Annotated in this window: 19 protein-coding genes; 12 read left to right on the forward strand and 7 right to left on the reverse strand. The window is 57.8% G+C overall.

Translation table 11 applies throughout. From position 1 onward, the window contains the following. The first annotated feature begins 47 nt into the window (after nt 1–47). The 4 genes from pckA to ORG26_RS18865 all read left to right on the forward strand — a co-directional run bounded on the left by pckA (nt 48) and on the right by ORG26_RS18865 (nt 4319). A complete protein-coding gene (gene pckA, locus ORG26_RS18850; RefSeq protein WP_266364528.1) occupies nt 48–1649 on the forward strand; it encodes a phosphoenolpyruvate carboxykinase (ATP) in 1602 nt (533 codons plus the stop codon). 117 nt (nt 1650–1766) lie between these two features. Next, the gene (locus tag ORG26_RS18855; protein WP_266364530.1) at nt 1767–2405 is read left to right on the forward strand and encodes a peptidoglycan DD-metalloendopeptidase family protein; all 639 of its coding nucleotides are present in this window, start codon (nt 1767–1769) and stop codon (nt 2403–2405) included. A 101-nt stretch (nt 2406–2506) separates the two neighbouring features. Beyond that, nucleotides 2507–3169 carry a TetR/AcrR family transcriptional regulator gene (locus ORG26_RS18860; RefSeq protein ID WP_266364532.1) on the forward strand — a complete coding sequence of 221 codons (663 nt, stop codon included), beginning with the start codon at nt 2507–2509 and terminating at the stop codon, nt 3167–3169. 268 nt (nt 3170–3437) lie between these two features. Then, nucleotides 3438–4319, forward strand: a complete 882-nt coding sequence (locus ORG26_RS18865) for an OmpA/MotB family protein (protein WP_266364534.1) — start codon at nt 3438–3440, stop codon at nt 4317–4319. 54 nt (nt 4320–4373) lie between these two features. On the opposite strand, the gene ORG26_RS18870 is transcribed toward ORG26_RS18865, so the two are convergent. After that, nucleotides 4374–4898 carry an AAA family ATPase gene (locus ORG26_RS18870; protein WP_266364536.1) on the reverse strand — a complete coding sequence of 175 codons (525 nt, stop codon included), beginning with the start codon at nt 4896–4898 and terminating at the stop codon, nt 4374–4376. A gap of 56 nt (nt 4899–4954) precedes the next feature. Between ORG26_RS18870 and ORG26_RS18875 the strand changes: the two genes are divergently transcribed. Continuing rightward, nucleotides 4955–7456, forward strand: coding sequence for a zinc-dependent metalloprotease (locus ORG26_RS18875; protein WP_266364538.1), 2502 nt, complete (start codon nt 4955–4957; stop codon nt 7454–7456). A gap of 119 nt (nt 7457–7575) precedes the next feature. Further along, nucleotides 7576–8013, forward strand: a complete 438-nt coding sequence (locus ORG26_RS18880; RefSeq protein ID WP_266364540.1) for a TM2 domain-containing protein — start codon at nt 7576–7578, stop codon at nt 8011–8013. Between the two features lie 59 nt (nt 8014–8072). Here ORG26_RS18880 and ORG26_RS18885 read toward each other — a convergent pair whose 3' ends face one another. The 6 genes from ORG26_RS18885 to mdh form a co-directional block, all read right to left on the reverse strand. Continuing rightward, on the reverse strand, nt 8073–8894 hold the full coding sequence (locus ORG26_RS18885; protein ID WP_266364542.1) for a hypothetical protein: 822 nt from the start codon (nt 8892–8894) through the stop codon (nt 8073–8075). Then, nucleotides 8857–9747 carry a hypothetical protein gene (locus ORG26_RS18890; protein ID WP_266364544.1) on the reverse strand — a complete coding sequence of 297 codons (891 nt, stop codon included), beginning with the start codon at nt 9745–9747 and terminating at the stop codon, nt 8857–8859. The genes ORG26_RS18885 and ORG26_RS18890 overlap by 38 nt, the downstream gene beginning before the upstream one ends. Next, a complete protein-coding gene (yidD, locus tag ORG26_RS18895; RefSeq protein ID WP_266364546.1) occupies nt 9744–10190 on the reverse strand; it encodes a membrane protein insertion efficiency factor YidD in 447 nt (148 codons plus the stop codon). Before yidD ends, ORG26_RS18890 begins: the two co-directional genes overlap by 4 nt. Then, nucleotides 10187–10900, reverse strand: coding sequence for a LolA family protein (locus ORG26_RS18900; protein ID WP_266364548.1), 714 nt, complete (start codon nt 10898–10900; stop codon nt 10187–10189). The genes yidD and ORG26_RS18900 overlap by 4 nt, the downstream gene beginning before the upstream one ends. A gap of 234 nt (nt 10901–11134) precedes the next feature. Next, nucleotides 11135–11488, reverse strand: coding sequence for a hypothetical protein (locus ORG26_RS18905; protein ID WP_266364549.1), 354 nt, complete (start codon nt 11486–11488; stop codon nt 11135–11137). Between the two features lie 269 nt (nt 11489–11757). After that, nucleotides 11758–12687 (reverse strand): malate dehydrogenase, encoded by a 930-nt coding sequence (mdh, locus tag ORG26_RS18910; RefSeq protein WP_266364551.1) that lies wholly within the window; start codon nt 12685–12687, stop codon nt 11758–11760. Nucleotides 12688–13009: 322 nt separating this feature from the next. Here mdh and ORG26_RS18915 point away from each other — a divergent pair, with 322 nt between their 5' ends. From ORG26_RS18915 to sov, 6 genes are all read left to right on the forward strand, one after another. Beyond that, nucleotides 13010–13324: a YkvA family protein gene (locus tag ORG26_RS18915; RefSeq protein ID WP_266364553.1), complete on the forward strand. Its 315-nt coding sequence runs from the start codon at nt 13010–13012 to the stop codon at nt 13322–13324. 73 nt (nt 13325–13397) lie between these two features. Continuing rightward, nucleotides 13398–13601, forward strand: coding sequence for a Sec-independent protein translocase subunit TatA/TatB (locus tag ORG26_RS18920; RefSeq protein WP_266364554.1), 204 nt, complete (start codon nt 13398–13400; stop codon nt 13599–13601). A gap of 159 nt (nt 13602–13760) precedes the next feature. Further along, the gene (gatA, locus tag ORG26_RS18925) at nt 13761–15191 is read left to right on the forward strand and encodes an Asp-tRNA(Asn)/Glu-tRNA(Gln) amidotransferase subunit GatA (protein ID WP_323134291.1); all 1431 of its coding nucleotides are present in this window, start codon (nt 13761–13763) and stop codon (nt 15189–15191) included. Between the two features lie 97 nt (nt 15192–15288). After that, nucleotides 15289–16857 carry a lytic transglycosylase domain-containing protein gene (locus ORG26_RS18930; protein WP_266364556.1) on the forward strand — a complete coding sequence of 523 codons (1569 nt, stop codon included), beginning with the start codon at nt 15289–15291 and terminating at the stop codon, nt 16855–16857. Between the two features lie 71 nt (nt 16858–16928). Next, nucleotides 16929–17519, forward strand: coding sequence for a Holliday junction branch migration protein RuvA (gene ruvA, locus ORG26_RS18935; protein WP_266364558.1), 591 nt, complete (start codon nt 16929–16931; stop codon nt 17517–17519). Between the two features lie 236 nt (nt 17520–17755). Further along, nucleotides 17756–25132 carry a T9SS outer membrane translocon Sov/SprA gene (sov, locus tag ORG26_RS18940; protein ID WP_266364560.1) on the forward strand — a complete coding sequence of 2459 codons (7377 nt, stop codon included), beginning with the start codon at nt 17756–17758 and terminating at the stop codon, nt 25130–25132. Nucleotides 25133–25199 lie beyond the last annotated feature (67 nt).

The raw sequence follows: 25199 nt of genomic DNA on the forward strand, positions 1-25199 counted from the left end.
AAGCCATTTCCCTTAAATTTACTTCACATCAACAAACGGAACCACTTATGATTTCAGACGCTGCCCCCCGCCTCGCGTTCGAAGAACTGACCGCCGCTACCAACCGCGCCGCCGAGCAATTTATCAATCTGACCCCCGCCGAACTCATCGAACACGCCCTCCGGAACGGCGAAGGCCAACTCACCGGGACGGGTGCGCTCGCCGTCGATACAGGCCAGTTTACCGGCCGCAGTCCCAAAGACCGCTACATCGTCCGGGACGAAACAACGGAAAACGATGTCTGGTGGGGCGACATCAACCACGGTATCTCTCCCGAGCAGTTTGACCGCCTGTACCACAAAATGCTGGCGACGCTCGACGGCAAACGGCTCTACATCCGGGATGCCTACGCCGGCGCCCATCCCGCTTACCGGCTCAGTCTGCGCGTCATCAACACCCTTGCCTGGCATAACCTGTTTTGTTTCAATATGTTCCTGCGGCCCTTGCCGGAGCAGCTGAACGGGTTCAGTCCCGAATTTACCATCCTGTGTCTCCCCGAATTTAAGGCCAACCCCGCCGAGGACGGGACGCGCTCCGAAAACTTCGCCATCCTCAACCTGAGCCGAAACCTGATTCTGATCGGCGGCACCGCCTATTCCGGCGAAATGAAAAAAGGCATTTTCTCGGTGCTGAATTTCAAACTGCCCGTCGAGCGGCACACCCTGTCGATGCACGCTTCGGCCAACATGGGCGCGGCGGGCGACACTGCCGTGTTCTTCGGGCTTTCCGGAACCGGCAAAACGACGCTCTCCGCCGACCCGAACCGGCGGCTCATCGGGGACGACGAACACGGCTGGGCCCCCGAAGGCGTATTCAATTTTGAAGGCGGCTGCTATGCCAAGGTTATTGATCTGTCGGCCGAAAAAGAACCGCAGATATACAAGGCCATTCAGTTCGGGGCCATCGTGGAAAACACGAAGTTTCATCCCGGAACCCGGACGGTCAACTACGCGGACACGTCGAAGACGGAAAACACGCGGGTTTCTTACCCGATTTACTTCATCGACAACGCCCTGGAGCCTTCGGTGGGCGGGGTGCCGCAGCATATTTTCTTCCTCGCGGCGGATGCCTTTGGCGTGCTGCCGCCCATCTCCCGGCTGACGCCCGGACAGGCCATGTACCATTTTATTTCGGGCTATACCGCCAAAGTGGCCGGGACGGAAGTAGGCATCACCGAGCCCAAAGCCACGTTCTCCGCCTGTTTCGGCGAAGCCTTCCTGCCGCTGCACCCGACGCGCTACGCCGAGATGCTGGGCGAGAAAATGCACGAGCACCAGACCAGCGTCTGGCTCATCAATACCGGCTGGACGGGCGGCTCTTACGGCGAAGGCGAGCGCATCAGACTGAAATACACCCGGGCCATGATTACGGCGGCGCTGACGGGTCAGCTGGACGCCGTTGCCTACGAAAACCATCCCGTGTTCGGCATCGCGGTTCCTAAAACCTGTCCGGAGGTGCCCGACGAAGTGCTGAACCCCCGGAGCACCTGGGCCGACCCGGCAGCGTACGATGCGAAAGCGGCTTATCTGGCCGGTCTGTTCCGGAGGAACTTCGCCGATTTTGAAGACGTGGCGAACGACGAAATCCGCGCAGGCGGGCCGGTCACGTAACGCCGTCGCCCGACACAGAGCGGACCGGAGCGGTACAAAGAGAAAGAACGGCGCAGACATTGCTGCCGTTGCGCTATCTTTGCTACCGCTCCGGTTTTCTGTTTTTTTGACTTTAGCATGGTACTTCCTTACGACTTCGCGACCACGCCTTACCTGATTCTGGATTTTACCCGGGCCAACCCGGACCTGGCCACCCTCGACCTGACCGACACCCAAACCTTCAGCGACTACGTTTTCGGGAAGCTGAACGCGGCGGGAGCCGTCGTGGGCGTGGGCGGCTACAACGAACACCGCGACATCTATCGCCGCAGTCCCCATTTTCAGCAGACCGCCGAACCGCGCGAAATCCACCTGGGCATCGACCTCTGGGCCGCGGCCGGAACGCCCGTTTTGGCCCCGCTGAACGGGGTTGTGCATAGTTTTCAGGACAACAACAACTTCGGCGATTACGGCCCGACGATCATTCTGGAACACGAATGGCAGGGCAGCCCCCTTTTCTCGCTGTACGGCCATCTGAGCCGGACCTCGCTGGACGGACTCTACGAGGGCAAGCGGGTTGTCGCCGGGGAGAAACTGGCGGAGATTGGGCCGTTTCCGGAGAATGGCGACTGGCCGCCGCATCTGCATTTTCAGTTGATGCGGGACATGCAGGGGCGGAAAGGCGACTTTCCCGGCGTATGTTCGCTGGCCGAGCGGGACGCCTACCTGGCGATCTGCCCGAACCCGGCTCTGCTGCTGAAGATTCCCGGCTTATAGTGCCTTATTCACAGACAGTTAAAAAAAATTGGTGAGCGGCTGGTTACTTTTTGCGGCATTGTCTTTCTTAAAATTGACCGATCAATGCTTTTCAAACAACCATGAAGACCGCAACCACCCCCGTAACCCGAAGAGTTCGAAACCGTGCCTTAACCTGCGCCGCTATCCTGGAGGCTGTCGATACCATTTTGTCCACAGAAGGGCTCAGTAAACTGGGCGTAAACCGCGTTGCGGAGCTGGCAGGCGTGAGTAAGGTGCTGATTTACCGCTACTTTGGCGGGCTGGACGGCCTGCTGGTTCAGTACATGCAGCAAAAGCAGTTTTTCCCGTACCGGCAGAATAAGTCGGAGAAACAGGTATTCATGGAAAAGAACAACTTTTACGTGAGTTGCTGGACCCTGCTGACAACGTTTCATCACATCCGCCACCAGCCGCAGGCGGTTGAACTCATCAAGGCGGCCACCAGCGAAAAGCAGGGCTTAATCGGAACGGTAGCCGATGCGCTGGAAGAAGAAACGATGCTTTTCGCCGAACAACTGCATTTTCAGGAACCCATCGACGAGGTGGCCGTCCGGGCGCTGCTGATTGGGGCCATGAATTACATGACGCTCATGGCGAAACTCGGTCGGCCCGTGGCCGGTCTGGACCTGACGAACGAGCGGAGCTGGAACCGGATCGAAAAAGCCGTGGTCAACATTTTTGAGGGACTTCAAACTTCGCCGTTATCCCAAAGCGAGCCGCAGCCCACTTCGCTCGCCGCCTGATTGCAGAACAGGGCAAATTCTGAATTTTGTCTGAATCATTCTGACACAAAACCGGTTAAGGTATATAATTATCAACCAGTTTTTCGTTTATCGGACATAATTCTTTCTGAATCAGGTCGGAAGGAAGGCAGGTCGCTTGTATGGCTATACTTGAAAAAAAGATAAGTATAACTACAGGCAGCCAAACTTTTCATTGGTAGAATAGTCGGACAGTTGTAAATTGCACCGGTTTACCAAAGAAGAACCTTTTTACCCGCCTGGAAAGCGTATGAAAAAACTAATCATGTCAATGGCCGTGCTGTCAATGCTGGCCACCTCCTGCGTCAGCAAAAAGAAAATGACGCAGGCTCAAGCCCGTATTACGGAGCTGGAAGCTGCCCGCGACAAGGCGGTCGCTGATTGCGAAAAACTGACTGCAGACCTGCGCACCCAACTGGGCAGCAAGGACACGGATCTGGCTGCCAAAAACGGACAGCTCGCCGACCTGCAAACTCAGATCGATTACCTGAAGCGTACCAACACCAACCTGCTGGACCGCCTGTCGGATCTGTCGGTGGTGAGCAAGTCGGGCGCCGAAAGCATCAAGAAATCCCTGGAAACGCTCAACGAACAGAGCCGCCAGCTGACCAACCTGAACCAGTCCATCCAGCGCAAGGATTCGCTGAATCTGGCCCTGGTGATGAACCTGAAGCGCTCGCTGCAGGACATCAACGACCAGGACGTGCAGGTGGAAGTGAAGAAGGGCGTCGTGTACGTTTCGATTGCTGACAAACTGCTGTTCCAGACGGCTAAATACGAAGTCAACAAGGCCGCTGAAACCGTTCTGGGTAAAGTGGCCCAGGTTGTAAATGACCATAAAGAACTCGACATCCTGGTGCAGGGCCATACCGACGTATACCCCATCCAGACCGAGTACATGAAAGATAACTGGGATCTGTCGGTGCTGCGTGCTACGTCCGTCGCCCGTCTGCTGCAGACCAAATTCAAAGTGGCTCCGGAGCGCCTGACGGCTGCCGGTCGCGGTGAATACGAACCGAAAAGCGACAACACGACCCCGGATGGCCGTCGGATCAACCGCCGGACGGAGATCATCCTGACGCCGAAACTGGATCAGTTCTTCAACCTGCTGACGACCGGTCAGGGACGCTAAGACGAAATAAAGTTTATTGGAAAACCGCGGTACGCTCTGGCTGCCGCGGTTTTTTTATGCCTTTTCCGCCGCCGCCCGCTCCAGCACCGTGTTGTTGACCGCTTCTTCGGTCTCCAGCACGTACGTGCGTCGAAACCCCTCAAACGGCAGGCTGTCGAGCGTGCGCTGAACTTCCCGGAAGTGATTTTCCAGAATGTGCTCGCCGAACGACCGGTCGGGGCGCAGCCGGTGCCGTTCCTGAAGGGTGGAAAAAGGCAGTTTCAGGACAATGGCGAGGGCCGGGCAGTTGTAATAATGGGCCAGGCTCAGCAGCGTTTGCCGACCCGAAAGCTGGAGATTCGTCGCATCGACCACCGTCAGTTTCCGGTGTTTGAGCCGCTTATCGACGATGTAATGCAGCAGAGCAAAGGCGTCCGCCGAAACGGTCTGGTCGGCTTCATCGTCGGTAATGAGGGCGCGGCAATGGTCCGACGAAATCACTTCCGTCGGGCGAAAATGCCGCCGGGCGAAGGTCGTTTTGCCGGCACTGCTGGCTCCGGTGAGCAAAATCAGGGAAAATTCGGGGATGGTCAGTTGCATGGACAGTCGTGGAAGGCCGAAATTTTGTATTTTAGGCGGATAACGTCAACCCGCCAATGAAACACATTTTACCCCTCTTCTGGTTATGCTGGTTTGCGCATTCTTCTTTTGCCCAACCGGCTGACGCGCCCAAAACCATTTCCTCCTTTACGACCGGCATGGAAAAACAGCCGGGATTTCTGCCCTTCTACTGGGATGTCAAAAGAGGCAAGATTTACCTCGAAATCGACCGGTTCGATACCGAACTGCTCTACTACCCGTCGCTGGCGCAGGGGGTCGGCTCCAACGACATCGGCCTCGACCGCGGGCGACTAGGGCAGGAGCACGTCATCAAATTCCAGCGAATCGGAACGAAAGTGCTCATGCTGGAGCCTAATTACCAGTACCGGGCAATCACGAACGACCCGCTGGAACGGCGGGCGGTCGAGGAGTCGTTTGCCCAGTCGGTGCACCACGGCTTCGAGATTCTGGCCGAGGAGCAAAACCGGGTGCTGGTCGATCTGACGCCTTTTCTGCTTCAGGATGCCGTCGGGGCGGCCCAGGATATTGCCCGGAGCCGGCAGGGGTCGTACCGGTTCGATGCCTCCCGCTCTGCCCTGTATATTCCGCATACCAAGAATTTTCCCCAAAATACGGAGTTTGAAGTCACCGTGACCCTGACCGGCGACTCGCCCGGCGCGTATCTGCGGCAGGTCGTGCCCACGCCCACGGCCGTGACCATGCGGCAGCATCATTCGTTTGTCGAACTGCCCCCGCTCGACGGCGGCTTCAAACCCCGCGAGTTCGATCCCCGCGTTGGGTACAACGGCATTGAGTATTTCGATTACGCGACGCCTGTCAGCCAGCCGATTACCAAACGGTACATTGCCCGGCACCGGCTCCAGAAGAAAGACCCGAAGGCGGCCGTCAGTGAGGCCGTCAAGCCGATTGTGTATTACCTGGACCCCGGCACGCCCGAGCCCATCCGGACGGCCCTGCTCGAAGGAACGGCCTGGTGGAATCAGGCGTACGAAGCGGCAGGCTACCGCAATGCGTTTCAGGTCAAGCTGCTACCCGCCGAGGCCGACCCGATGGATGTCCGGTATAATGTCATCCAGTGGGTGCACCGCTCGACGCGCGGCTGGTCGTACGGCGCGAGCGTTATCGACCCCCGGACGGGCGAAATCCTGAAAGGAAAGGTGACGCTCGGCTCCCTCCGCGTCCGGCAGGATTACCTGATTGCGCAGGGGCTAGTCGGTAATTTTGAAACCGACACTTCCGGCCTGAATACGATGATGCAGATGTCGCTCAACCGCCTCCGGCAACTGGCGGCCCACGAGGTCGGCCATACGCTGGGTCTGCCGCACAACTACATTGCCAGCACCCAGAAGCGGGCTTCGGTCATGGATTACCCGCACATGGTCGCCCGGCTGAAAGGCGCTTCCATCGACCTGTCCGACGCCTACACCCTCGGAATCGGGGAGTACGACAAATGGAGCATTGTCTGGGGCTACCAGGATTTTCCGGCCGGAACAAACGAGAAAGCCGAACTGGCGAAAATTGTTCAGCAGATGCACGCCCAGGGACTTAGCTTCCTGACCGATCAGGATGCCCGGCCCGAAGGCAGCGTTCACCCGGCTACCCACCTCTGGGACAACGGGGCCAATGCGGTGGACGAACTGAACCGAGTTGCCGAGGTGCGCAAGGTGGCCCTGGCTAATTTTACCGAAAAGAAAATCCCGGCCAACATGCCGCTGGCGACGCTGGAGGAAGTCCTCGTGCCGATGTACATGTTTCACCGGTACCAGGTGGAGGCGGCGGCCAAAGTCATCGGGGGCATGGAGTACACCAACGCCCTGCGTGGCGACGGCCAGCCGATTCTGTCTCCGGTACGGCCGGAAGAGCAGCGGCGGGCATTTCAGGCCCTGCTGACGACGCTGAAGCCCGAGTTCCTGGCCGTTCCGACCCAGATTCTGCGGCTGATTCCGCCACGCCCGTACCGCTTCGAACCCAACCCGCGTGAGGTATTCAAGCGGCGGACGGGGCTGGCCTTCGATCCGCTGGGGCCGCCCGAAGCCGCCGCGGGCATGACGCTGCGCTTCCTGCTCAACCCCGAACGGCTCGCGCGGCTTTCCCGCTCGGCCTACGCGCCGGGCAATAGCGCCTTTGGACTGGAGCAGATGCTACAGGCTTTGACGGAGGAGGTCTTCGGCAACCGCGGCGCTTACCGCACCGGGCAGGAACAGAGGTCGTACGGAGCCGATATTCGCCGGATGGTGCAGCAAAAGTTGCTGGAGCAATACATCCAGCTTGCCGCGGACAAGACGGTGGACGGTGCCGTCCGGTCGGCCGCCAATGATGCCATCATGAACATCAAGCGGAGCTATACCCAGTTGGTGGTTGGCAAACCGATGGCCAGCTCAGTCGGTCAAGCCCCGGACTTCCTGTACTGGCTGATTTCTCAGTACGAGCAAAATCCGGACAATCTGCCGGTTGGCAGCATTCAGGCGCCGCCCGACGGGGCCCCGATCGACCCGGGTCAGGAGTGGCTGGAGCCGGACTGCGAATGGGTCCGTTAGCGGACTGTACGTTACGTTTTTGCCGTTTGGGAAAACAAAAAACACTTTTGTTTAGTTGTTGGCGGCCCTTTTTGAAAAGTACTATATATTTAGCCCGGATTTAAAACCCATCTGTATTTATGAAAAAGTTTTTCTTCATGCTCGCCCTCACCGTAGGCAGCTTTACGGCTTTCGCCGCCGAAACCCCCGCCGAAGCGTATTTGGCAAACGATCAGAAAATTGAGCAGCTGTTCGACCAGAGCACTGACGTCAGCCTTGCTGCCGTTGACGGAATGTCACTGAGCCAGTCAGCCGCTACGGTTGGGATGGGTGATGTATCGAAAGTGCAGGCCAAAGAGTTTGTTCCGGCTCTGCTGCTGAACCTGTTCCTGGGGGGACTGGGTATCCACCGCCTGTACCTGGGCACCAAAACGCTGACCTGGGTTGGTTACATCCTGACCTGCGGCGGTATCTTCGGGGTCGTTCCCCTGGTTGACTTGATCGTCCTGATCATCAACAACGAAAATCTTGCGCCTTACATCGACAACCCGAAGTTCTTCATGTGGGCGAATAATTAATGAATAATGAAGAATGAATGAAGGCTTCGCTGATTCAGGATTCTGACCCGGCGGAGCCTTTATTCATTATTCATTGAAACCAAAAACTGCTTCACTTTTGCGTTAAAATCAGCTGTCTTCCTGGCATTGTACTGCCTGACCAGGACCTCGGCCCGCCGGACGCCGCCCATGTGGAAAGAGCCGAACATTCCCGCGCCGATGCCCCAGGCGGAAATGTAATACCCCTCCAGAAAACTGACGATGCCAAAGTAGAGTCCGGCACCTTGAACCGCAATGCTCAGCAGGGCTTCGCCGGGTTTGCCCGCATAAAACTGCCCGCCGCCCGGAATGAACGTGGAAAGCCATTGCGCTTTCTTTTCGCTTTTCAGCTTCGGAAGCTGCCGGTACGGACTGTTTTGCGTCGTATCCACGCCCCGCGCGGCCACAAACTGGTGGTAGGCCGCCGCCGCCTCCGGCCACCGCTGTAGCTCGTTCAGCGAAAGAATTTTCAGCACCGACAGCAGCGGCGGAACGGGTTGGTCGGGGTGCAGGTACGCCAGTTGCTCCAGGCCCGCCAGCGTGTTTTCGTACTGGCCGGCAAGGTAGGTGCACAGCAGCTGTTCGTAGCGAAGCCGGAACCGCAGGCTGTCGGGATAATCGGCCGTGAGCTGCCCGTTCAGAAACTGGATGGCGGGCGCAAACAGGCTTTGCTGTTTCAGGCACTGGGTTTTGCCCCGAGCGGCCCGGTAGCGGTTTTCCACGCCTTCATTCCGGAACAAAACCCGTTCGTAGGCGATCGACGCTTCAAAATACGCCTTCTGCCGGAAAAGCGAATCCGCCAGCGCCAGCGTTCCGGTCTGCGCCTTACTGAAAAAGGTTACGCAGAGGAATGTGCATATCAAACAGAATCTTGTTGTCATGTTCGCGGTAAAATTCGTTGCGTTTGACCTTGACGGACAGCACGCTGCCCCAGATATTGCCGACGTAGAAAATGGTGAACAGCGACCCGAAACCAATAAAACGGGCGCTTCGGACCCCGTCTTTCCGCAAGCCTTCGTAGGTCAGCGCCGCCAGCGACAGCACCGGCAGCAGGGCCGCAATGCCCTGTTTTTTCTTCCCGGCATACACCTTGCCCATTCCCGGCACAACGGCGCTGTACAGGCCCGCCAGCAGGGGCGATTTGCGTTTGAAGGTTTTCAGGTTCTGCGCGTAAATCCCCATCCGTTTTTCTTCGGCCGCCAGCGCGTACGAAGTATGCGTAAATCTCTGCTGGTGCTCGTCATAAGCCGCAAAATCCCGCTTCAGCAGGGACAGTCCGGCCAGTTGCAGGGCTTTCAGCTCATTCAGCACGGTATCCGCTACGGGCAGGCGGCGCAGGGCGGCGTAGGCGGAATCCGTCTGTCCCTCGAACGCTCGGGAATAATGACCAAAAAACTGGGATTTCAGGTAGAGCGGCGAGGCGGGCGAGACCGCCAGAAAATACCGGCTGGCCGGAAGCAGACGGCGGAGGCTGTAGGCGTTCCAGCCCTGGCTGTAGCGCAGGGAATCGCGGAGCGGTAAGGCCAGCGGCGCTTTTTCGAGGGCTGATAAAACGGAAAGCGCTTCTTCGAAAGCGTCTTTGTCGGCAAGATAACGGGCAAAACGAAGTTCCTCCCGGATCGAATCGGCTTCAGCCGAGGGCTGGTCCTGGGCCATCGCCGCCAGCGGGAGCAGGAACACCAGCACCAGCCACCGCGAAATGAGGCTGCGTTTCATCGGTAGAGGTCGGGGGAGTCGAGGATGGTGCCGCGCTGGGGATGAATATTGAGCGGGTGGACATCGAGCAGCCCGATGCGGTTGCAGCGCATGATCCGGTCTGCACTCAGGAAAACGCCTTTCACGACGCCGAAGCGCTCAATGGCCTGTTTGCTGAAATTGGAACAGGTGATGTCGTACGGACAGCTCCGGGCCAGCTGCTGGGAAACCAGTCGCTGATACCCGAGCATAGCCCCTTTCAGCGCCAGCGAAACCGGGTTGTACTGGGCGATCCAGCTACGGCGGTGGCTTTGCAGCACGTCGGCGTCGTTGCCCGGCCGGTCGTAGTAAGCCGTTGGGGGAGGGCCGGAAGGTTGTCCGGCCACGAGCTGCCAGTCGCTGCTCTGGGCCTGAACGGCGAAGGCGCTCAGGAGCAGGAAGAAAAGGAGACCAACCGTTTTCATAGTTTCTGAACCTGGGCGTTGGCCGGGATGCGGTAGGTGAAATAAGGGCTGTTGGCCTGCTGATTCAGGCGAAAATCGGTGTAGGTCGTTTTCGAGACGGTCGAATCGCCCTTGTCGTACATGATTTCGGTGGTCGCCGTAGGAAAAGGCCGCGCGCCGAGGTTTTGATAGCCGGAATAGTACACCTTCCGGATCACCTTGCCGCCGCCGTCGGTATAATGCATGTAGATCGGGTTCAGCCCGTTGTACACCACCCGCACCCGCTGAATGAGGGCTTTTTTGTCGGCGGTTTTGGGCTTCCAGTCGGTCACCAGCAATCCTTTGGCGGTGCTGGTTTTTTTCTGAACAAAGCCGATCTGGCTCAGGCCCATGTCGGCCGTAGCGCCCGAAAGAAAATAAGAAAGCTGGGTCGTCTGGGTGCCGAACATGGCGTTCTGAACCCGCATGACCGCGTTGGCTTTGGGGTCGTAGATGCGGGTCTCCCCGAATTTGTTGGCCAGAATGACCATTTCCTTCGGGTAGGTGAAATGCGTAACGAGGTCGCCGCTGCGCTGGTAGAACAGCTCGCCCCGGATGGTCACCGATTTGCCCTGCGCCACCTGCCGGGTGGTCAGCTGGACGGCGAGTCGCTCAATGGTCTGGGAAGGGCTAAAAAAGCTGCTGAGCGAGAAGAACAGAATCGTTGAGAAAATACCTTTAACAAGCCTCATCCGGGTCAATCAGTCGTTACAATGGGACGTATGCAAAATGAAGCGACTAAGTTAGAGAAAAAAGGCGATTGCCCGGTGAAGCCTTTTACGGATCGGCAGGGTCTTCGGCCGAATTGACCCCAAACAAAACCGCCCGGAACGGTAAGCCGTCCGGGCGATTCAAGCTATTCAGGATGGAAACGGGCTCAGGCGGGCCACCCAGGTGACCGGCTTCTCCGTCAGGCGTTGGGCCGCTTAGCCGACCGTCTGGTATTTCAGCCGGATGTTATAGCTCTGAGTCTGGCCGTAATCGGCGCCTTTGAGGCGTTTGCCGGCCAGCTGCTGCTGGATGCGCCTGTTGAGGTCTTCGCTGCCACCCACTACGCGGACATCGGTGATGCGGTTGCTGCCGTCGACCCGGAACCGGACCAGCACTTCCCCACGACTTTGCTGCCCGAACACCTTCGGGTAGGCAATCAGGTGGCTGATTTCGTTTTCCAGTTTTACTTCAGCGTCGGTTTTTATAGTCAGGACAGTCGGATTGGCGGCTGTAACGGTGCCCGTCATCAGGACGGCACACAGGGCGAAAATACTTACTAACGTTTTCATTTGATGGTGGTTGTTTCGTTTTAATGATACAAAGATAAATCCGGTTACAAAATATTATTTGGCAAATACAGGAGCGGTTGTGGCAGATGTCCAGATGCTGCTTTTCTATTTGACCGGTAAATTGTACTTATGCAATAAATATGCCGCGTTTATGGGCTTATCGTTATCTATTTTTAACCAAATAAAATTTTGATACTATTTCTTTCCAAAGCACAAAAAAGCCCGGTTCGCTAAAACCGGGCTTTTCGGGGTTGACCGTATCGACTGACTTACAGCGTAGCCAGAACACTGTTCATGTTCCGGACGGCATCGGCCGATTTGTTGAAGGTGGCCTGTTCTTCTTCGGTCAGGCTGTAATCAATGATCTGTTCCCAGCCGCTGCGGCCAATCACGACCGGCACGCCGAGGCAGATGTCCGACTGCCCGTATTCGCCGTCCAGGGCCACGCAGCAGGGGAAGATGTGCTTCTGGTCGCGGACGATGCTTTCCACCAGGGCTGCCACCGCCGCACCGGGTGCGTACCAGGCCGAGGTGCCGATGAGCTTGGTCAGCGTAGCGCCGCCCACCATCGTGTCGGCCGCTACTTTCTGCAGCGTTTCGGCGTCCAGGAACTGGCTGACGGGCACCCCGTTGCGGGTAGCCAGGCGCGTCAGCGGAATCATGGTCGTGTCGCCGTGGCCGCCGATCACCGTGCCGTGGATGTCGTTCGGCGGGCAGTTGAGCGCCAGCGACAGGTACGTCTTGAAGCGGGCCGAATCCAGAATGCCGCCCATGCCGATGATCCGGTTTTTGGGCAGACCAGACGCCTGCAGGGCCAGGTACGTCATGGTATCCATCGGGTTGGACACGATGATGATGATGGCGTCGGGTGAGTATTTCAGGATATTTTCGGTTACGCCTTTGACGATGTTGGCGTTGGTGCCGATCAGTTCTTCGCGGGTCATGCCCGGTTTGCGCGGAATTCCCGACGTGATGACCACAACGTCCGAGCCGGCCGTCAGTTCGTAATTGTTGGTAGAGCCGGTAATTTTGGTGTCAAAGCCGCAGAGCGTGGCCGTCTGGAACATATCCAGGGCCTTGCCTTCGCTGAGACCTTCTTTAATGTCAAGGAGAACCACTTCTTCGGCCAGTTCGCGGCGGGCAATATTGTCAGCACAGGTCGCGCCAACGGCACCGGCACCTACAACGGTGATTTTCATGAGGGTACGGAATTTAAGTTGAATATTAACGGGAAACGGGTCCGGCACGGAATAGGAACGTCAGCGGCCCGGCGCAAAATTAGGAGAGAATGCAAGCCCCGGTAGACTACCTGCTCAGTTTTTTTTGCAACCAAAGACTTTTCCTGCTAAATTATTGTTACTAAGCCGAACAGTTTAATCAACATTCATTCCGCATACCCTTACAATGGCAGACAGTGCTTTGTTAACCCGCGTTCTTCGCTCCATTTTTTTCCGCCGTTCCACCAGTAAAGCTTCCCGTTATGTACGGAGCAGCAAAAGTATTTTTGACCTGATTCGAAAAGTGGCCTCTAAATCCAGTTCGCTGGGGGTTTCGGGCAGTTATGCGGCCGTCAAGGACCAGATCAACGTGCTGGTCCGGATGCTGCGGGCCTACGCCAAAGGAGATTACAAAGCGGTTCCCCAGAAGACGCTGATCTCGGCCGCCGCCGTGCTGATCTACTTTGTCAGCCCGATCGATCTGATCGTTGATTTCCTGCCCGTTATCGGCTTTGCGGATGATGTGGCCCTTATTCTGTGGCTCGTACGAAGCATCAGCGTCGACCTCGACAAGTTCCGGCAATGGGAAGATGGCCAGAAAACGATTAAAATTGGCTAATTCTTAAATCCATTCGTCGGGTAGATTCGTATTTATTGTTACTTTTGTCTATAATTCTCAAAACAAGTTTATCATGGAATTTCTGACCATTTTTGCCTTTTTAGGCTCCCTGGGCGGGACCGAACTGCTGTTGATCGGTCTGGTTATCCTGCTGTTCTTCGGCGCGAAGCGCATTCCCGAACTGATGAAAGGGCTGGGCAAAGGCATCCGTGAGTTCAAAGACGCAACCAAAGACGTTCGCGAGAATATCGAAGAAGGATTGAAAGACACGAAATAAAATGAGTGAATGATTGATTGACTGAATGACTGAATTTGGCAAAGCGAATCAGTCATTCAGTCAATCAATCATTCACTCATTAGTACCTTTGGCAACAGAGTAGCCCTTATTTTTGCGGCTGCTCTGTTGTCTGTTTTTATCACCTGCTGTAATTGCCGTATGCCCATCCGTTTTTACCAGTCCCTTTCCCAGATTCAGTCCGACCTCGCTTCCGGGGTTGTTACCTGCCGCCAGCTCGTTGACCATTACCTCCAGCGAATCGACGAAAACGGGCATCTGAATGCCTTTGTGGCCGTTTATGCCGAGGAGGCCAGAGCGCAGGCCGAGGTCGTCGATCAGAAACTGGCCGCCGGTACCGCCGGACGTTTAGCGGGGATGGTGCTCGGCATCAAGGATGTGCTGTGTTACAAAGACCACGGCGTACAGGCCGGAAGCCGCATTCTCGACAGCTTTGTGTCGCAGTTTACGGCTACGGCAGTGCAGCGCGTGCTCGACGAAGATGCCATCATCATCGGGCGGCAGAACTGCGACGAATTTGCGATGGGCTCGTCCAACGAAAACTCGGCTTTCGGACCCGTGCGCAACGCGGCCGATCCGGACCGGGTGCCGGGCGGCTCCTCGGGGGGCTCGGCGGTGGCCGTGCAGGCGGGGCTGTGTTTGGCTTCGCTGGGGACGGACACGGGCGGCTCGGTGCGGCAGCCCGCGGCGTTCTGCGGCGTGGTGGGCCTCAAGCCGACCTACGGCCGCGTCTCGCGCTGGGGCCTGATCGCCTACGCTTCCTCCTTCGACTGCATTGGGCCGATTACCCATTCGGTGGAAGACGCGGCGCTGCTGCTGGAAATCATGGCCGGTCCCGACGAGTTTGACAGTACGGTGTCCCGGCAGCCGGTTGCGGAGTATACCGGACAGCCTGCCGACGGCCGGAAACTGCGTATTGGTTATCTGCGGGAAGGCGTGGAGAGCGAAGGCGTAGACCCCGTTATCCGGCAGCGTACGCAGGAGCGACTGGAAGGGCTCCGGGCCGAGGGCCATACGGCCGAGCCGGTGGATTTTCCGCTCCTGCAATACATTCTCCCTACGTATTATATCCTGACGACGGCCGAAGCCAGTTCCAACCTGTCCCGCTTCGACGGGGTGCGCTACGGCCATCGTTCCCCGGCCGCCACGGATCTGGAATCCCTGTATAAGAAATCCCGGACGGAAGGGTTCGGGCCGGAAGTCCGCCGGCGGATCGTGCTCGGCACGTTTGTCCTGAGTGCGAGCTATTACGACGCCTACTATACCAAGGCGCAGCAGGTCAGGCGGTTGATAAAAGAATTTACGGATTCGCTGTTTGAAAAATACGATTTGATCGTATCGCCCGTTACCCCAACAACGGCCTTCCGCATTGGCGAGAAGACCAGTGATCCGCTCCAGATGTATCTGGCCGATATTTTTACCGTTCAGGCCAATGTAGTCGGTTGTCCGGCCATTTCCATTCCCAACGGCACCGACGAAGCCGGTTTGCCCATCGGGTTCCAGATGATGGCGGCTCCTTTCCGCGAAGCCGACCTGCTGGCGGCGGCCCGCCTCATGAATGGGGAATCATAGGACACCGGAATTGGATTTTTCGGAAAATTATCGGACTTTTACAAGAACCGCACCTTACTGTATTGTGATTTAGCCTATTGAAACGAACCGATTACGCATGTTGCACGTAAAAAAAGCCTTGAGTAGTCTGCGGCGAATGGGAACCCTCGCCATCGCCCTGTGTGTAAGCCCCGCGATTTTTGCCCAACAGATTCCGGCCGAAAAGGCCGCCGAAGTAGCCGATTCAACTGGCGAAGAAGTGAACGTGGTCCTGGTTCAGGATGTGCCGACCGTCCCGGCCGAGCTCCTGCAGCAGCGCCTCGCCCGGCTTCAGAAAACGATTCCGCTGAATTATAACAAGACCGTCCACGGCTTCATCGATTACTTCACCTTCCGCAAGCCGAGCTATACCCGGATGGTGATGGAGCGGATTCCGATGTTTTTTCCGCTCTACGAAAAATACCTGGAGAAGTACGAAATTCCCGATGAACTCAAATACCTGTCCATCGTCGAGTCGGCGCTGAACCCGAAAGCCATTTCGGTCGCGAGCGCGGGCGGCCTCTGGCAGTTTATGCCCGTCACGGGCCGCGAATACGGGCTGTATCAGGATGAATACGTCGATGAGCGTTTTGACCCGGTGAAATCGACCGATGCGGCCTGCCGGTACCTGAAGCGGCTGCACAAGATTTTCGGCGACTGGCACCTGGCGCTGGCGGCTTACAACAGCGGTCCCGGCACCGTAAAGCGGGCCATGCGGCGTTCGGGCGGCGATTCGTTCTGGACGGTTTACAACTACCTGCCGCAGGAAACCCGGGCGTACGTGCCGCAGTTCATCGCGCTGACGTACATGATGCATTACGCCAACGACCACGGCATTTTTGCCGAAAATCCGCAATACCCCATTCCGTTCGATACGCTGCACGTCAACAGTTACTTTAATTTGCCGAAGTTTTCGAAATTCACCGGCATTGCGCTGGAGGATTTGCAGAAAATGAACCCTGCCCTGACGACGACCGTACTGCCGGCGCATACCCGCAACTACGTACTTCGGGTCCCGGCCGAGCGGTTTGAGTACTTCGAATCGAACCGGAAAGTTATTCTGGACTCGGTAACGTCCCTGCCGGTCATGGCGGCCAACATGCTGTTGGCTTCGGCAGAAGACTACCGCAGCGACACGTCCTATAAGAAACGCGACTGGTTCCCGTTCACCGATGCCAACGAGCAGCAGTCGAGCCAGCCGGTCGTGGCGGCCAACCCGCTGGTGGAAGAAGGCGAAACCATCGAGGAAGTGGTGCAGCGCAAGCCGAAAAAAGTGACGCATACCGTGCGGCGCGGCGAGTGGCTGGGCAAGATCGCCGATAAGTACGGCGTGGCAGTCTATGACCTCAAAAAATGGAACCGCCTGAAAGGAGAGAAAGTAGCGGCCGGACAAAAGCTGCTGATTCTCAAAGAGCCGGCGGTAGTCGAGCGGGAGCGCGTGGACAAAAAGCCGGTGGTGAAAGCCGAGCCGATAGCCGCGCGCAAAGAAAGCAAAACCTACAAGCCGAAGTACCACATCGTGCAGGAAGGCGACACGCTCTGGAACATTTCCAAACGCTACGGCGGCATCTCGGTAGATGAGCTGAAAAAGCTCAACAACATCACCGATAACACCCTGAAAGCGGGCCAAAAGCTGATTTTAGGCTGAGGAATTGCCAACAGAATTTTGTATTTTTGTAAGACGACAGGCCCGTTAACCGGGCCTTTTTTCTGCAGGATATGATCGCATACATCAACGGCATACTGGCCCACAAAGACCCTACATTTGCCATTATTGAAGCCAATGGCATCGGGTACGAGCTTCACACCTCGCTCTATACCTCCTCAGTGCTGCCCGCCCTGAACGAAAAGGTGAAATTGTACACCTACCAGCACATCCGCGAAGACATTCAGGCGCTGTACGGATTTGCCGATACGGACGAAAAACAGCTGTTCATGGACCTCATCGGCGTCTCCGGCATCGGTCCCAACACGGCGCTGGTCATGCTCTCGACGCTTCCGCCCGCCGAGATGCGTTCCGCCATTCTGATGGAAAACGTAAAAGCGATTCAGGCTATCAAAGGCATCGGGGCCAAGTCGGCGCAGCGGGTGATCCTCGAACTGCGGGATAAAATGAAGAAGGCCGGCATTACCGCCCAGGCCACGCCCAATTACCGCCTGGCGGCCAACCCCGTCCGCGACGAAGCCCTCGCCGCCCTCACCACGCTGGGGATTCCGAAGCCGGTAGCCGAGAAGAGTATCGATACCATTCTGAAACGGGAGGGCGACGGAATCAGCGTCGAAGACCTCATCCGGATGGCCTTACGCTAATTTCTTTCGCCCCCAAAGTCCGGCCGCCCGGCCGGACTTTCCTTTTGCATTTTTAAAAGTGCATTAAAAACAGCGGCTTACAGACTATCGACACGATTTTTGCCGTTTGAGAGTAGAAGCCTCCTGATTGAAACATTATTGAACAACTACCGTTGTACTTGAATTCGTTTACATCCTTCCCCGCTTCATACAGAAGCCGCTGGGTTTCGGCCGCCCCCTGGTGTGGTCTGATCCTGATGCTTCTGTGTGCCATTCCTGAAGAAACGGCCGCGCAAACTCGCCGGACTACTCCGGCCGATTCGGCTTCGCGCGCCCGCCAGGACAGCATCCGGGCGCAGCGGTCGGCCGCCCGCCGACCGGTTGTCCGCTGGAGCGACCGGTACACCAGCCCGTACAGCAGCCGCGTATCCCGCTCCCCGTTCATTCTCCGCGACCCGCGTTCGGTTTCGGCCGATATCCGGCTCGATTCGCTGGGCCGTCTGTCCGTCAACGAACGCATCAACGCCCGTCCGGACGCCACGCGCACCCAGCCGGGCGTCGCTACGCCGGGTGTGGCGACGCCTGGCGTCGGCGCACCGAGTGTGGCCGTTCCGGGCACACCCGCCCCCGTTACTTCTCCCGCCAATGCCGGACTGCCTTTCCGGCCGGGCGAAACCATTCCGTTTGAGCAGTACAGCCGCATGCAGGATCGCCGCGTGCAGCAAAGCCTGTGGCGCGAATACGGCGCCCGCCGCGACGGACAGAGCGCCGTCAGCGGCCGCGGACTGCTGCCGAAGCTCGAACTGCCGCCCATCGTGGATCGCATTTTTGGCGGAAGTCTGGTGGACTTCAAGCCCAACGGCTTCGTGACGCTGGATTTTGGTTATCTGCACCAGTTTATCGACAACCCGTCGATTCCGGTTCGCCAGCGGCGCAACGGTAATTTTATTTTCAACGAACAGATCAACATCAATTTTAACGGAAAGATCGGCGAGCGTCTCGGGCTGATGGCCAACTTCGACACGAAGGCCAGTTTCAACTTCGAGAACATGCTGAAGCTGAACTACCGGCCGAATCTGCCGACTGTGCCGGGGATGCCGGGCATACCGGGTGTACCGGGCATGCAGCAGCCCGGCCTGCCCTCGCTGAACAGCCCCGTGCAGATGCCGAATGTGCCGACCCAGTACCAGGCGCAGGACGCCAGCATCATCCAGGGCATCGAAGCGGGAAATATCAGCTGGCCCCTGAGCAGTCAGCTGATTCCCGGCGTACAAAACCTCTTCGGGGTGAAAACGCAGCTTCGGTTCGGGAAACTGAATACGACACTCGTGTTTTCGCAGCAGCGTTCGCGGCAGGAAGAGATCGTGATGCGCGGAGGAGCTCTTCAGCGGCCCTACGAAATCCGGGTGGATACCTACGACGAGAACCGGCACTTTTTCCTGTCGCAGTTTTTCCGGAATACCTACGAAAGCTCGCTCAGGACGCTGCCCCAGGTCACCTCGGGCGTGACCATCACGCGTCTGGAAGTGTACGTAACCAACCGGACCAACACCACCGAGAGCCTGCGCAACATCGTCGGCCTCTCGGACCTCGGTGAAGCGTCCCAGCTCAACCAGCAGAGTCCGAACTACCAGCCCATCCGGGCAAACCAGCCGGCCGATAACGGAACCAACGGCCTTTATGAACGGGTCCGTCAGAGTACGGCCGTTCGGCAGACCGACCAGGCGTCCGGCGCGCTGGAAGGGACGTTTGGGCTGCAGAAAGGCGTGGGCTACGAAGTCCTGCGCGGAGCCAAGCGCCTGACCGACCGGGAGTATAAATTTCAACCCGAACTGGGCTATATCTCGCTGGTGACGCCGCTGCGGAACGACGAGGTGCTGGCCGTAGCCTACGAATACACCTACAACGGCCGCAAGTTTAAGGTCGGGGAACTGACCGAAGACTACCAGGGCCGCAACGAGGACGAAACCATCGTGCTGAAGATGCTGAAATCATCGACCCTTCGCAACAACACCCAGTTGCCGATGTGGAACCTGATGATGAAAAACATTTACAACCTGAATACCGCCCAGCTGAACCGGCAGAACTTCCAGCTGCGGATCGTTTACAAGGACGACCAGACGGGCATCGACAACCCGAATCTGCAGGAAAGCAGCCTGGCCAACATCCAACTGCTGCGCCTGTTCAATCTTGATAATCTGAACCCGCAGAACGACCGCCAGCCGGACGGGAATTTCGATTATGTCGAAAACGTGACGGTGGACAGCCGCTTTGGCCGGGTGATTTTTCCGGTGCTGGAGCCGTTTGGGTCAAACCTGTCGCGGCAATTTGGGCCTACGGAAGACGATTTTCGGGCGAAATACGTCTACAACGAACTGTACCGCCAGACGATGGTGGAAGCCCAGCAGATCGCGGGCAAGAATAAATTTTTCCTGAAAGGCTCCTTTCAGTCGTTTGGCGGCGGGCCCATCAACCTGCCTTACGGGGTAGATGAGCAGTCGGTGCAGGTGCTGGTGGGCAACGTGCCGCTCTCGGCGGGCGTGGATTTTGCCGTGGAGCCCCAGACGGGCGCGCTGCGTTTTCTGAACGAAAGCCTGCTGAACTCCGGGCAGGAAATCCGGATTCGCTACGAACGCCCGGACCTGTTCCAGAACCAGATACGGCGCCTGTTCGGTACGCGGCTGGATTACCGCATGAGTCCGGACGTGAACCTGGGCCTGACGGCCATGGCCATGCGCGAAACCCCGGCGGGCTTCCTGACGCGCGTCGCCATCGGCAACGAACCGATCAACAACACGATTATCGGACTGGATGCCACCATCCGCAAGGACTCCCGTTTTCTGACCAAACTGCTCGACAGGTTGCCGCTGCTGCAAACGAAGGAACCGTCGGCCATCGCGTTTCAGGGCGAAGTCGCGCAACTGATTCCGGGGGTGGCACCGCGGGTGAACGACAACTCGTTTATCGACGATTTTGAAGCGGCCCGGACCATTTTCGACCTGACCCGCCAGCCGACCCGCTGGCGGCTGGGGGCCACCCCGCTGAGTTTCCCGCAGGGGAGCGCCGCCAACCCGCTGGAGTACGCCTACAGCCGGGCGCGGATTTCGGTTTATACCGTTGACCAGACTTTTTATAACAACAGCATCGACGCGCGCACGCCGCAAACCAACCTGACCGACCGGGACCGGCAGAATTTCTACGAACGGCCGTTCCTGCCCCAGGAGCTGTTTCCCGGCCGTTCGCAGCGGATCGTGAACCTGCCCGAGTCGATTCTGGACGTAGCCTATTTCCCGCGGGAACGGGGTATGTACAACTACAACCCCAACCTGGCTCAGGACGGGCGGCTGGCGGGTGACCCGCGCCGCAACTTCGGGTCGGTGACCCGGGCCATTACGTCGGATGTCGATTTCGACAATGCCAACATCGAGAACCTGGAATTTTGGATGATGGACCCGTTTCTGAGCGGCGAAAACGGCGTCGTGCGCGATGGCTTCGAAAACCGCAACAACACCACGGGCGGACGGCTGATTTTCAACCTGGGTGATATTTCGGAGGACGTCGTGAAAGACAGCCGCTACAACTTCGAAAACGGGCTGCCCATCGACGGCGATACCGTCACGGCAACGGGTCGCCGCAAGGTGGACACCACGCCCTGGGGCCGCGTCACGCGGTCGCAGTTTGTGACGCAGGCTTTTGACAACCAGGCCGGAGCCCGGCAGCGGCAGGATGTCGGTCTCGACGGACTGAGCAACGAGCAGGAGCGCACGTTTTACCGGAACTACCTGAATCAGGTTGCGCCCCGCCTGAACGGCGAAGCCCGCACCCGGCTGGAAAGCGACCCTTCCGGCGACGATTTTCAGTTTTATTTCGGCCAGAAAGCCGACTCGGCGCGCTACATCGTGGCCCGGTACAAACAGTTTATGGGCATGGAAAACAACTCGCCCGAAACGACCCAGAACGAGCTGTTTACCCCCGCCTCGACCAACCTGCCTGATATTGAAGACCTGAACATCGACAATACCGTCAACGACAATGATGCGTATTACGAATACGAACTGAACCTGCGTCCGGGCAGTCTGCAGGTAGGACAGGGATACATTGTGGACAAGGTGCAGGTGCAGGGCACCACCTGGTATCTGTTCCGGATTCCGGTGCGGGAGTACCAGCGGCGGGTCGGTAACATCAACGGCTTCAAGTCCATGCGTTTCATGCGGATGTACATGACGGACTTCGAACAGCCGGTGGTGCTGCGTTTTGCCCAGTTGCAGCTCACCGCCAACCAGTACCGCAAGTACACCAACGACCTGACGGCCCGCGGTCTGCAGGAAGTGCCGGAACCGTACGATGCCCAGTTTAAGGTAGCAACGGTGAACGTGGAAGAGAACGGAGCGGGCAACGCCAGCGCCGGAACCACCCGCTACATCTACTCGGTGCCGCCGGGCTTCATCCGCGACCGGGATTTCACGCAGCTCAACAATTTTCAGCTCAATGAGCAGTCGATGAGCCTGAGCGTGACCAACCTGCGCGACGGCGATTCGCGGGCGGCCTTCCGGAACACGAACCTCGACCTCCTGTTCCGCAAGCGTCTGCAGATGTTCATCCACATGCACAGCGACGAAACGGACGCCAGCGGCGAAGTGGCTGCGTTTGTGCGGCTTGGGACGGATTTTACCGATAACTATTACGAAATAGAAATTCCGAAACTGCGGGTAACGGAACCGAACCGGAGTGCCCCCGAACTGATCTGGCCTACCGAGAACAACCTCGACCTGGCGCTGGAGGAACTGATTAACCTGAAAGCCGAACGCGACCGGCAACTGACGCGCCTTTCGACCCTGCCGTTCTCGCTGGCGAGTCTGGACGGGCGGTACAACCTGACGGTGCAGGGCAACCCCGATCTGTCGGCGGTGCAGGTGGTCATGATTGGGGTCCGGAACCCGCGCAACCCCGAGTCGCTCGACCAGCGGCCCCGGTCGTTTACGGTCTGGGTGAACGAACTCCGCACGAACGGCTACGACCAGACCGCCGGGCGCGCCGGTGTAGGCACGCTGAACCTGAAGCTGGCCGACGTCGGGACGGTGACCATGTCGGGTAAAATTTCGACCTTCGGTTTCGGCGGCGTGCAGCAGCGCATTGGCGAACGGTCGCGGGATAACACGCTGGAATACGGCATTCAGTCGCAGCTGGCGGTAGACAAGTTTTTGCCTGAAAAATGGGGACTGCGCATTCCGATGTACATCAACTTCGACCGCCGGAACGTATCGCCGCATTTCAACCCGCTGAACCCGGATACGCCGCTGGAAACTACGCTCTCGACGCTGAGCGAGAACCAGCGGAGCAATTACCGGCGACTGGTGGAGGATAACATGGTTCGCCGGGGCATCAACCTGTCGAACGTCCGGAAAATCAAGACGAACCCGAACGCAAAGACGCATTTCTGGGATATCGAAAACTTCTCGGCCACGTACGCTTTCAACGAGATGGAACGCACGAACGTCCTGACCGAGCAGTTTATCCAGCGGCAGTACCGGGGCGGTCTGGCCTACATCTACACGGCCCAGCCTAAAGCGATTGAACCGTTTAAACGGTTTAAGTCCCTCGAAAAACCGTATCTGTACTGGCTCCGGGATTTCAACCTGACGCTGGCACCGACGCAGGTGGCGATTCGCGGGGAACTGGACCGGAATTTTGTCAAAACGCAGCTCCGCAACGCCGATCTGACCACGGGCGGACAGGTGCCGCTGTTTGAAAAATGGTTTTATTTCAACCGCCTGTACGACATTCAGTGGAACCTGACCAAGAGCCTGCTGGTGACGTACAAAGCGCGTACGAATGCCATCATCGACGAACCGGCGGGGGATCTGAACACGCAGCAGAAACAGGATTCTCTCCTGAGCAACCTGCGCAATTTTGGCCGGACCCGGCAATTTGACCAGGAAATCCGGTCGACTTACCGGCTGCCGCTCGACAAGCTGCCGCTGACGCGCTGGCTGGCCGCCGACCTGACCTACAACGTGGGCGTGCAGTTCATGGCCAACTCCTTCGGCATCGCGGATACCAACGACGTCCTTTTTGGCAACGTCATCCGCAACAACCGCGAACGGGGCATTCAGGGCCGGGCCGATCTGGTGATGCTCTACAACATGATCAAGGCGCTGCGATTTGCCAACACGCCCTCGCAGCCGCGCAAGAACTTCACCCGAAATCCGGGCGATGTCGAACAACTGGTGCGGGAACAAAGTCGGCTGGTGAAAGGCTTCGTGCGGACGCTGCTGACGGTGCGGGGCATCAACTTCTCGTATAATGTGCAGGAAACGACCGCACTGCCGGGCTTCCTGCCGACGCCGCGCTTCTTCGGGCTGGCCCGGATTTCGAACGCGCCGGGATTGCCGTTCGTGCTGGGCAGTCAGGACCGGAACATTCAGTACAAAGCCGCCGAACAGGGCTGGATTTCGCGCAGCCAGCAGCAGAACCAGCCGTTTACGCAGACCATTGCCAAACGGTTTGAAGCCCGGACGACGCTGGAACCGTTCCGCGACTTCCGGATGACGATCGAGACGCGGCTGACCCGACAGGACAGCTATCAGGAGATTTTCCGGCCCGACAGCCTTGGTGCTTACCGGAGCCTGAGTCCATTCCGCAACGGACAGTTCAGCATGTCGTTCTGGTCGTTCATGACGGCTTTCAAAGGTATCCGACGCGACAATACGTCCCCGATTTTCGACCGCTTTGCCGAGTACCGCAAGGTCATGCTCGACCGGCTGATCCGGGAGAACGCGGCCGTGGGGCAGGGCGGGGAATACAATCTGAATTCGCAGGACGTGCTGATTCCGGCCTTCTTTGCGGCCTACAGCGGCAAGGATATCAACAAGGTGAAGGTAAACCCGTTCCTGAGGTTCCCCCTGCCGAACTGGAGGGTTGATTACAACGGCCTGTCGCAACTGGCTCCGTTCAAGCGGCTGTTCAGTTCGTTCACGTTGTCGCACAGCTACAATTCGACGTACAGCGTCGGCAACTTTACGTCCTCGCTGGACTACGACGCCTTGTTTGTGAACCTCGCCGTGATGGGCTACCCGCTGGCGTCGCGCTATAACCAGGACGGAATTTTTGTGCCGGTCTTTGTGATGAGCACGATCACGATGCAGGAGCGTTTTGCGCCTTTCCTGGGCATCAACTTCCGGACGCAGAGCAAAATCACCGGTCGGCTGGAATACAACCAGGACCGGACCGTGGCCCTCAACCTGTCCAACTCGCAGGTGGCCGAGCTGTCGAACAAGGATTTGACCGTCGGGATTGGGTTTACGCGCAACAACTTCCGGGTGCCGTTCCGGATCAACGGGAAATACCAGCGCCTGAAAAACGACCTGACGTTCAACCTGAACATGACCTTTCGCGACACCCGGGCCATCCAGCGCAAGCTCGACAATACGGCCACCAACGGGGTCGGCGAGCAGATTGCCACGGCCGGGAACATCAACTTCCAGCTTCGTCCGCAGCTCAGCTACGTGGTCAACCGCCGCCTGAACGTCCAGTTCTACTTCGACCGGATGTTCAACGACCCGCTGGTGTCCAACTCGTTCCGCCGCGCGACGACGTCCGGCGGGGTGCAGGTGCGGTTTAACCTGGCGGAGTAGAGGGTAAGTAATAAATGCATAATGAATAATGAAAGCTTCGCCTGACCAAGACTCTTGGTCAGGCGAA

It is taken from the genome of Tellurirhabdus rosea, from assembly GCF_026278345.1.
Classification (GTDB): domain Bacteria; phylum Bacteroidota; class Bacteroidia; order Cytophagales; family Spirosomataceae; genus Tellurirhabdus; species Tellurirhabdus rosea.

Bases quoted from the DNA above. Each gene is read 5' to 3' on its own strand.
- ORG26_RS18875 (WP_266364538.1), top strand. From the start codon at position 4,955: ATGAAACACATTTTACCCCTCTTCTGGTTATGCTGGTTTGCGCATTCT.
- gatA (WP_323134291.1), top strand. From the start codon at position 13,761: ATGCCCATCCGTTTTTACCAGTCCCTTTCCCAGATTCAGTCCGACCTC.
- ORG26_RS18920 (WP_266364554.1), top strand. From the start codon at position 13,398: ATGGAATTTCTGACCATTTTTGCCTTTTTAGGCTCCCTGGGCGGGACC.
- ORG26_RS18930 (WP_266364556.1), top strand. From the start codon at position 15,289: ATGTTGCACGTAAAAAAAGCCTTGAGTAGTCTGCGGCGAATGGGAACC.
- ORG26_RS18860 (WP_266364532.1), top strand. From the start codon at position 2,507: ATGAAGACCGCAACCACCCCCGTAACCCGAAGAGTTCGAAACCGTGCC.
- ORG26_RS18865 (WP_266364534.1), top strand. From the start codon at position 3,438: ATGAAAAAACTAATCATGTCAATGGCCGTGCTGTCAATGCTGGCCACC.
- yidD (WP_266364546.1), bottom strand. From the start codon at position 10,190: ATGAAAACGGTTGGTCTCCTTTTCTTCCTGCTCCTGAGCGCCTTCGCC.
- ORG26_RS18900 (WP_266364548.1), bottom strand. From the start codon at position 10,900: ATGAGGCTTGTTAAAGGTATTTTCTCAACGATTCTGTTCTTCTCGCTC.
- ORG26_RS18880 (WP_266364540.1), top strand. From the start codon at position 7,576: ATGAAAAAGTTTTTCTTCATGCTCGCCCTCACCGTAGGCAGCTTTACG.
- sov (WP_266364560.1), top strand. From the start codon at position 17,756: ATGCTTCTGTGTGCCATTCCTGAAGAAACGGCCGCGCAAACTCGCCGG.
- ORG26_RS18855 (WP_266364530.1), top strand. From the start codon at position 1,767: ATGGTACTTCCTTACGACTTCGCGACCACGCCTTACCTGATTCTGGAT.
- ORG26_RS18870 (WP_266364536.1), bottom strand. From the start codon at position 4,898: ATGCAACTGACCATCCCCGAATTTTCCCTGATTTTGCTCACCGGAGCC.
- ORG26_RS18905 (WP_266364549.1), bottom strand. From the start codon at position 11,488: ATGAAAACGTTAGTAAGTATTTTCGCCCTGTGTGCCGTCCTGATGACG.
- ORG26_RS18890 (WP_266364544.1), bottom strand. From the start codon at position 9,747: ATGAAACGCAGCCTCATTTCGCGGTGGCTGGTGCTGGTGTTCCTGCTC.
- ruvA (WP_266364558.1), top strand. From the start codon at position 16,929: ATGATCGCATACATCAACGGCATACTGGCCCACAAAGACCCTACATTT.
- mdh (WP_266364551.1), bottom strand. From the start codon at position 12,687: ATGAAAATCACCGTTGTAGGTGCCGGTGCCGTTGGCGCGACCTGTGCT.
- pckA (WP_266364528.1), top strand. From the start codon at position 48: ATGATTTCAGACGCTGCCCCCCGCCTCGCGTTCGAAGAACTGACCGCC.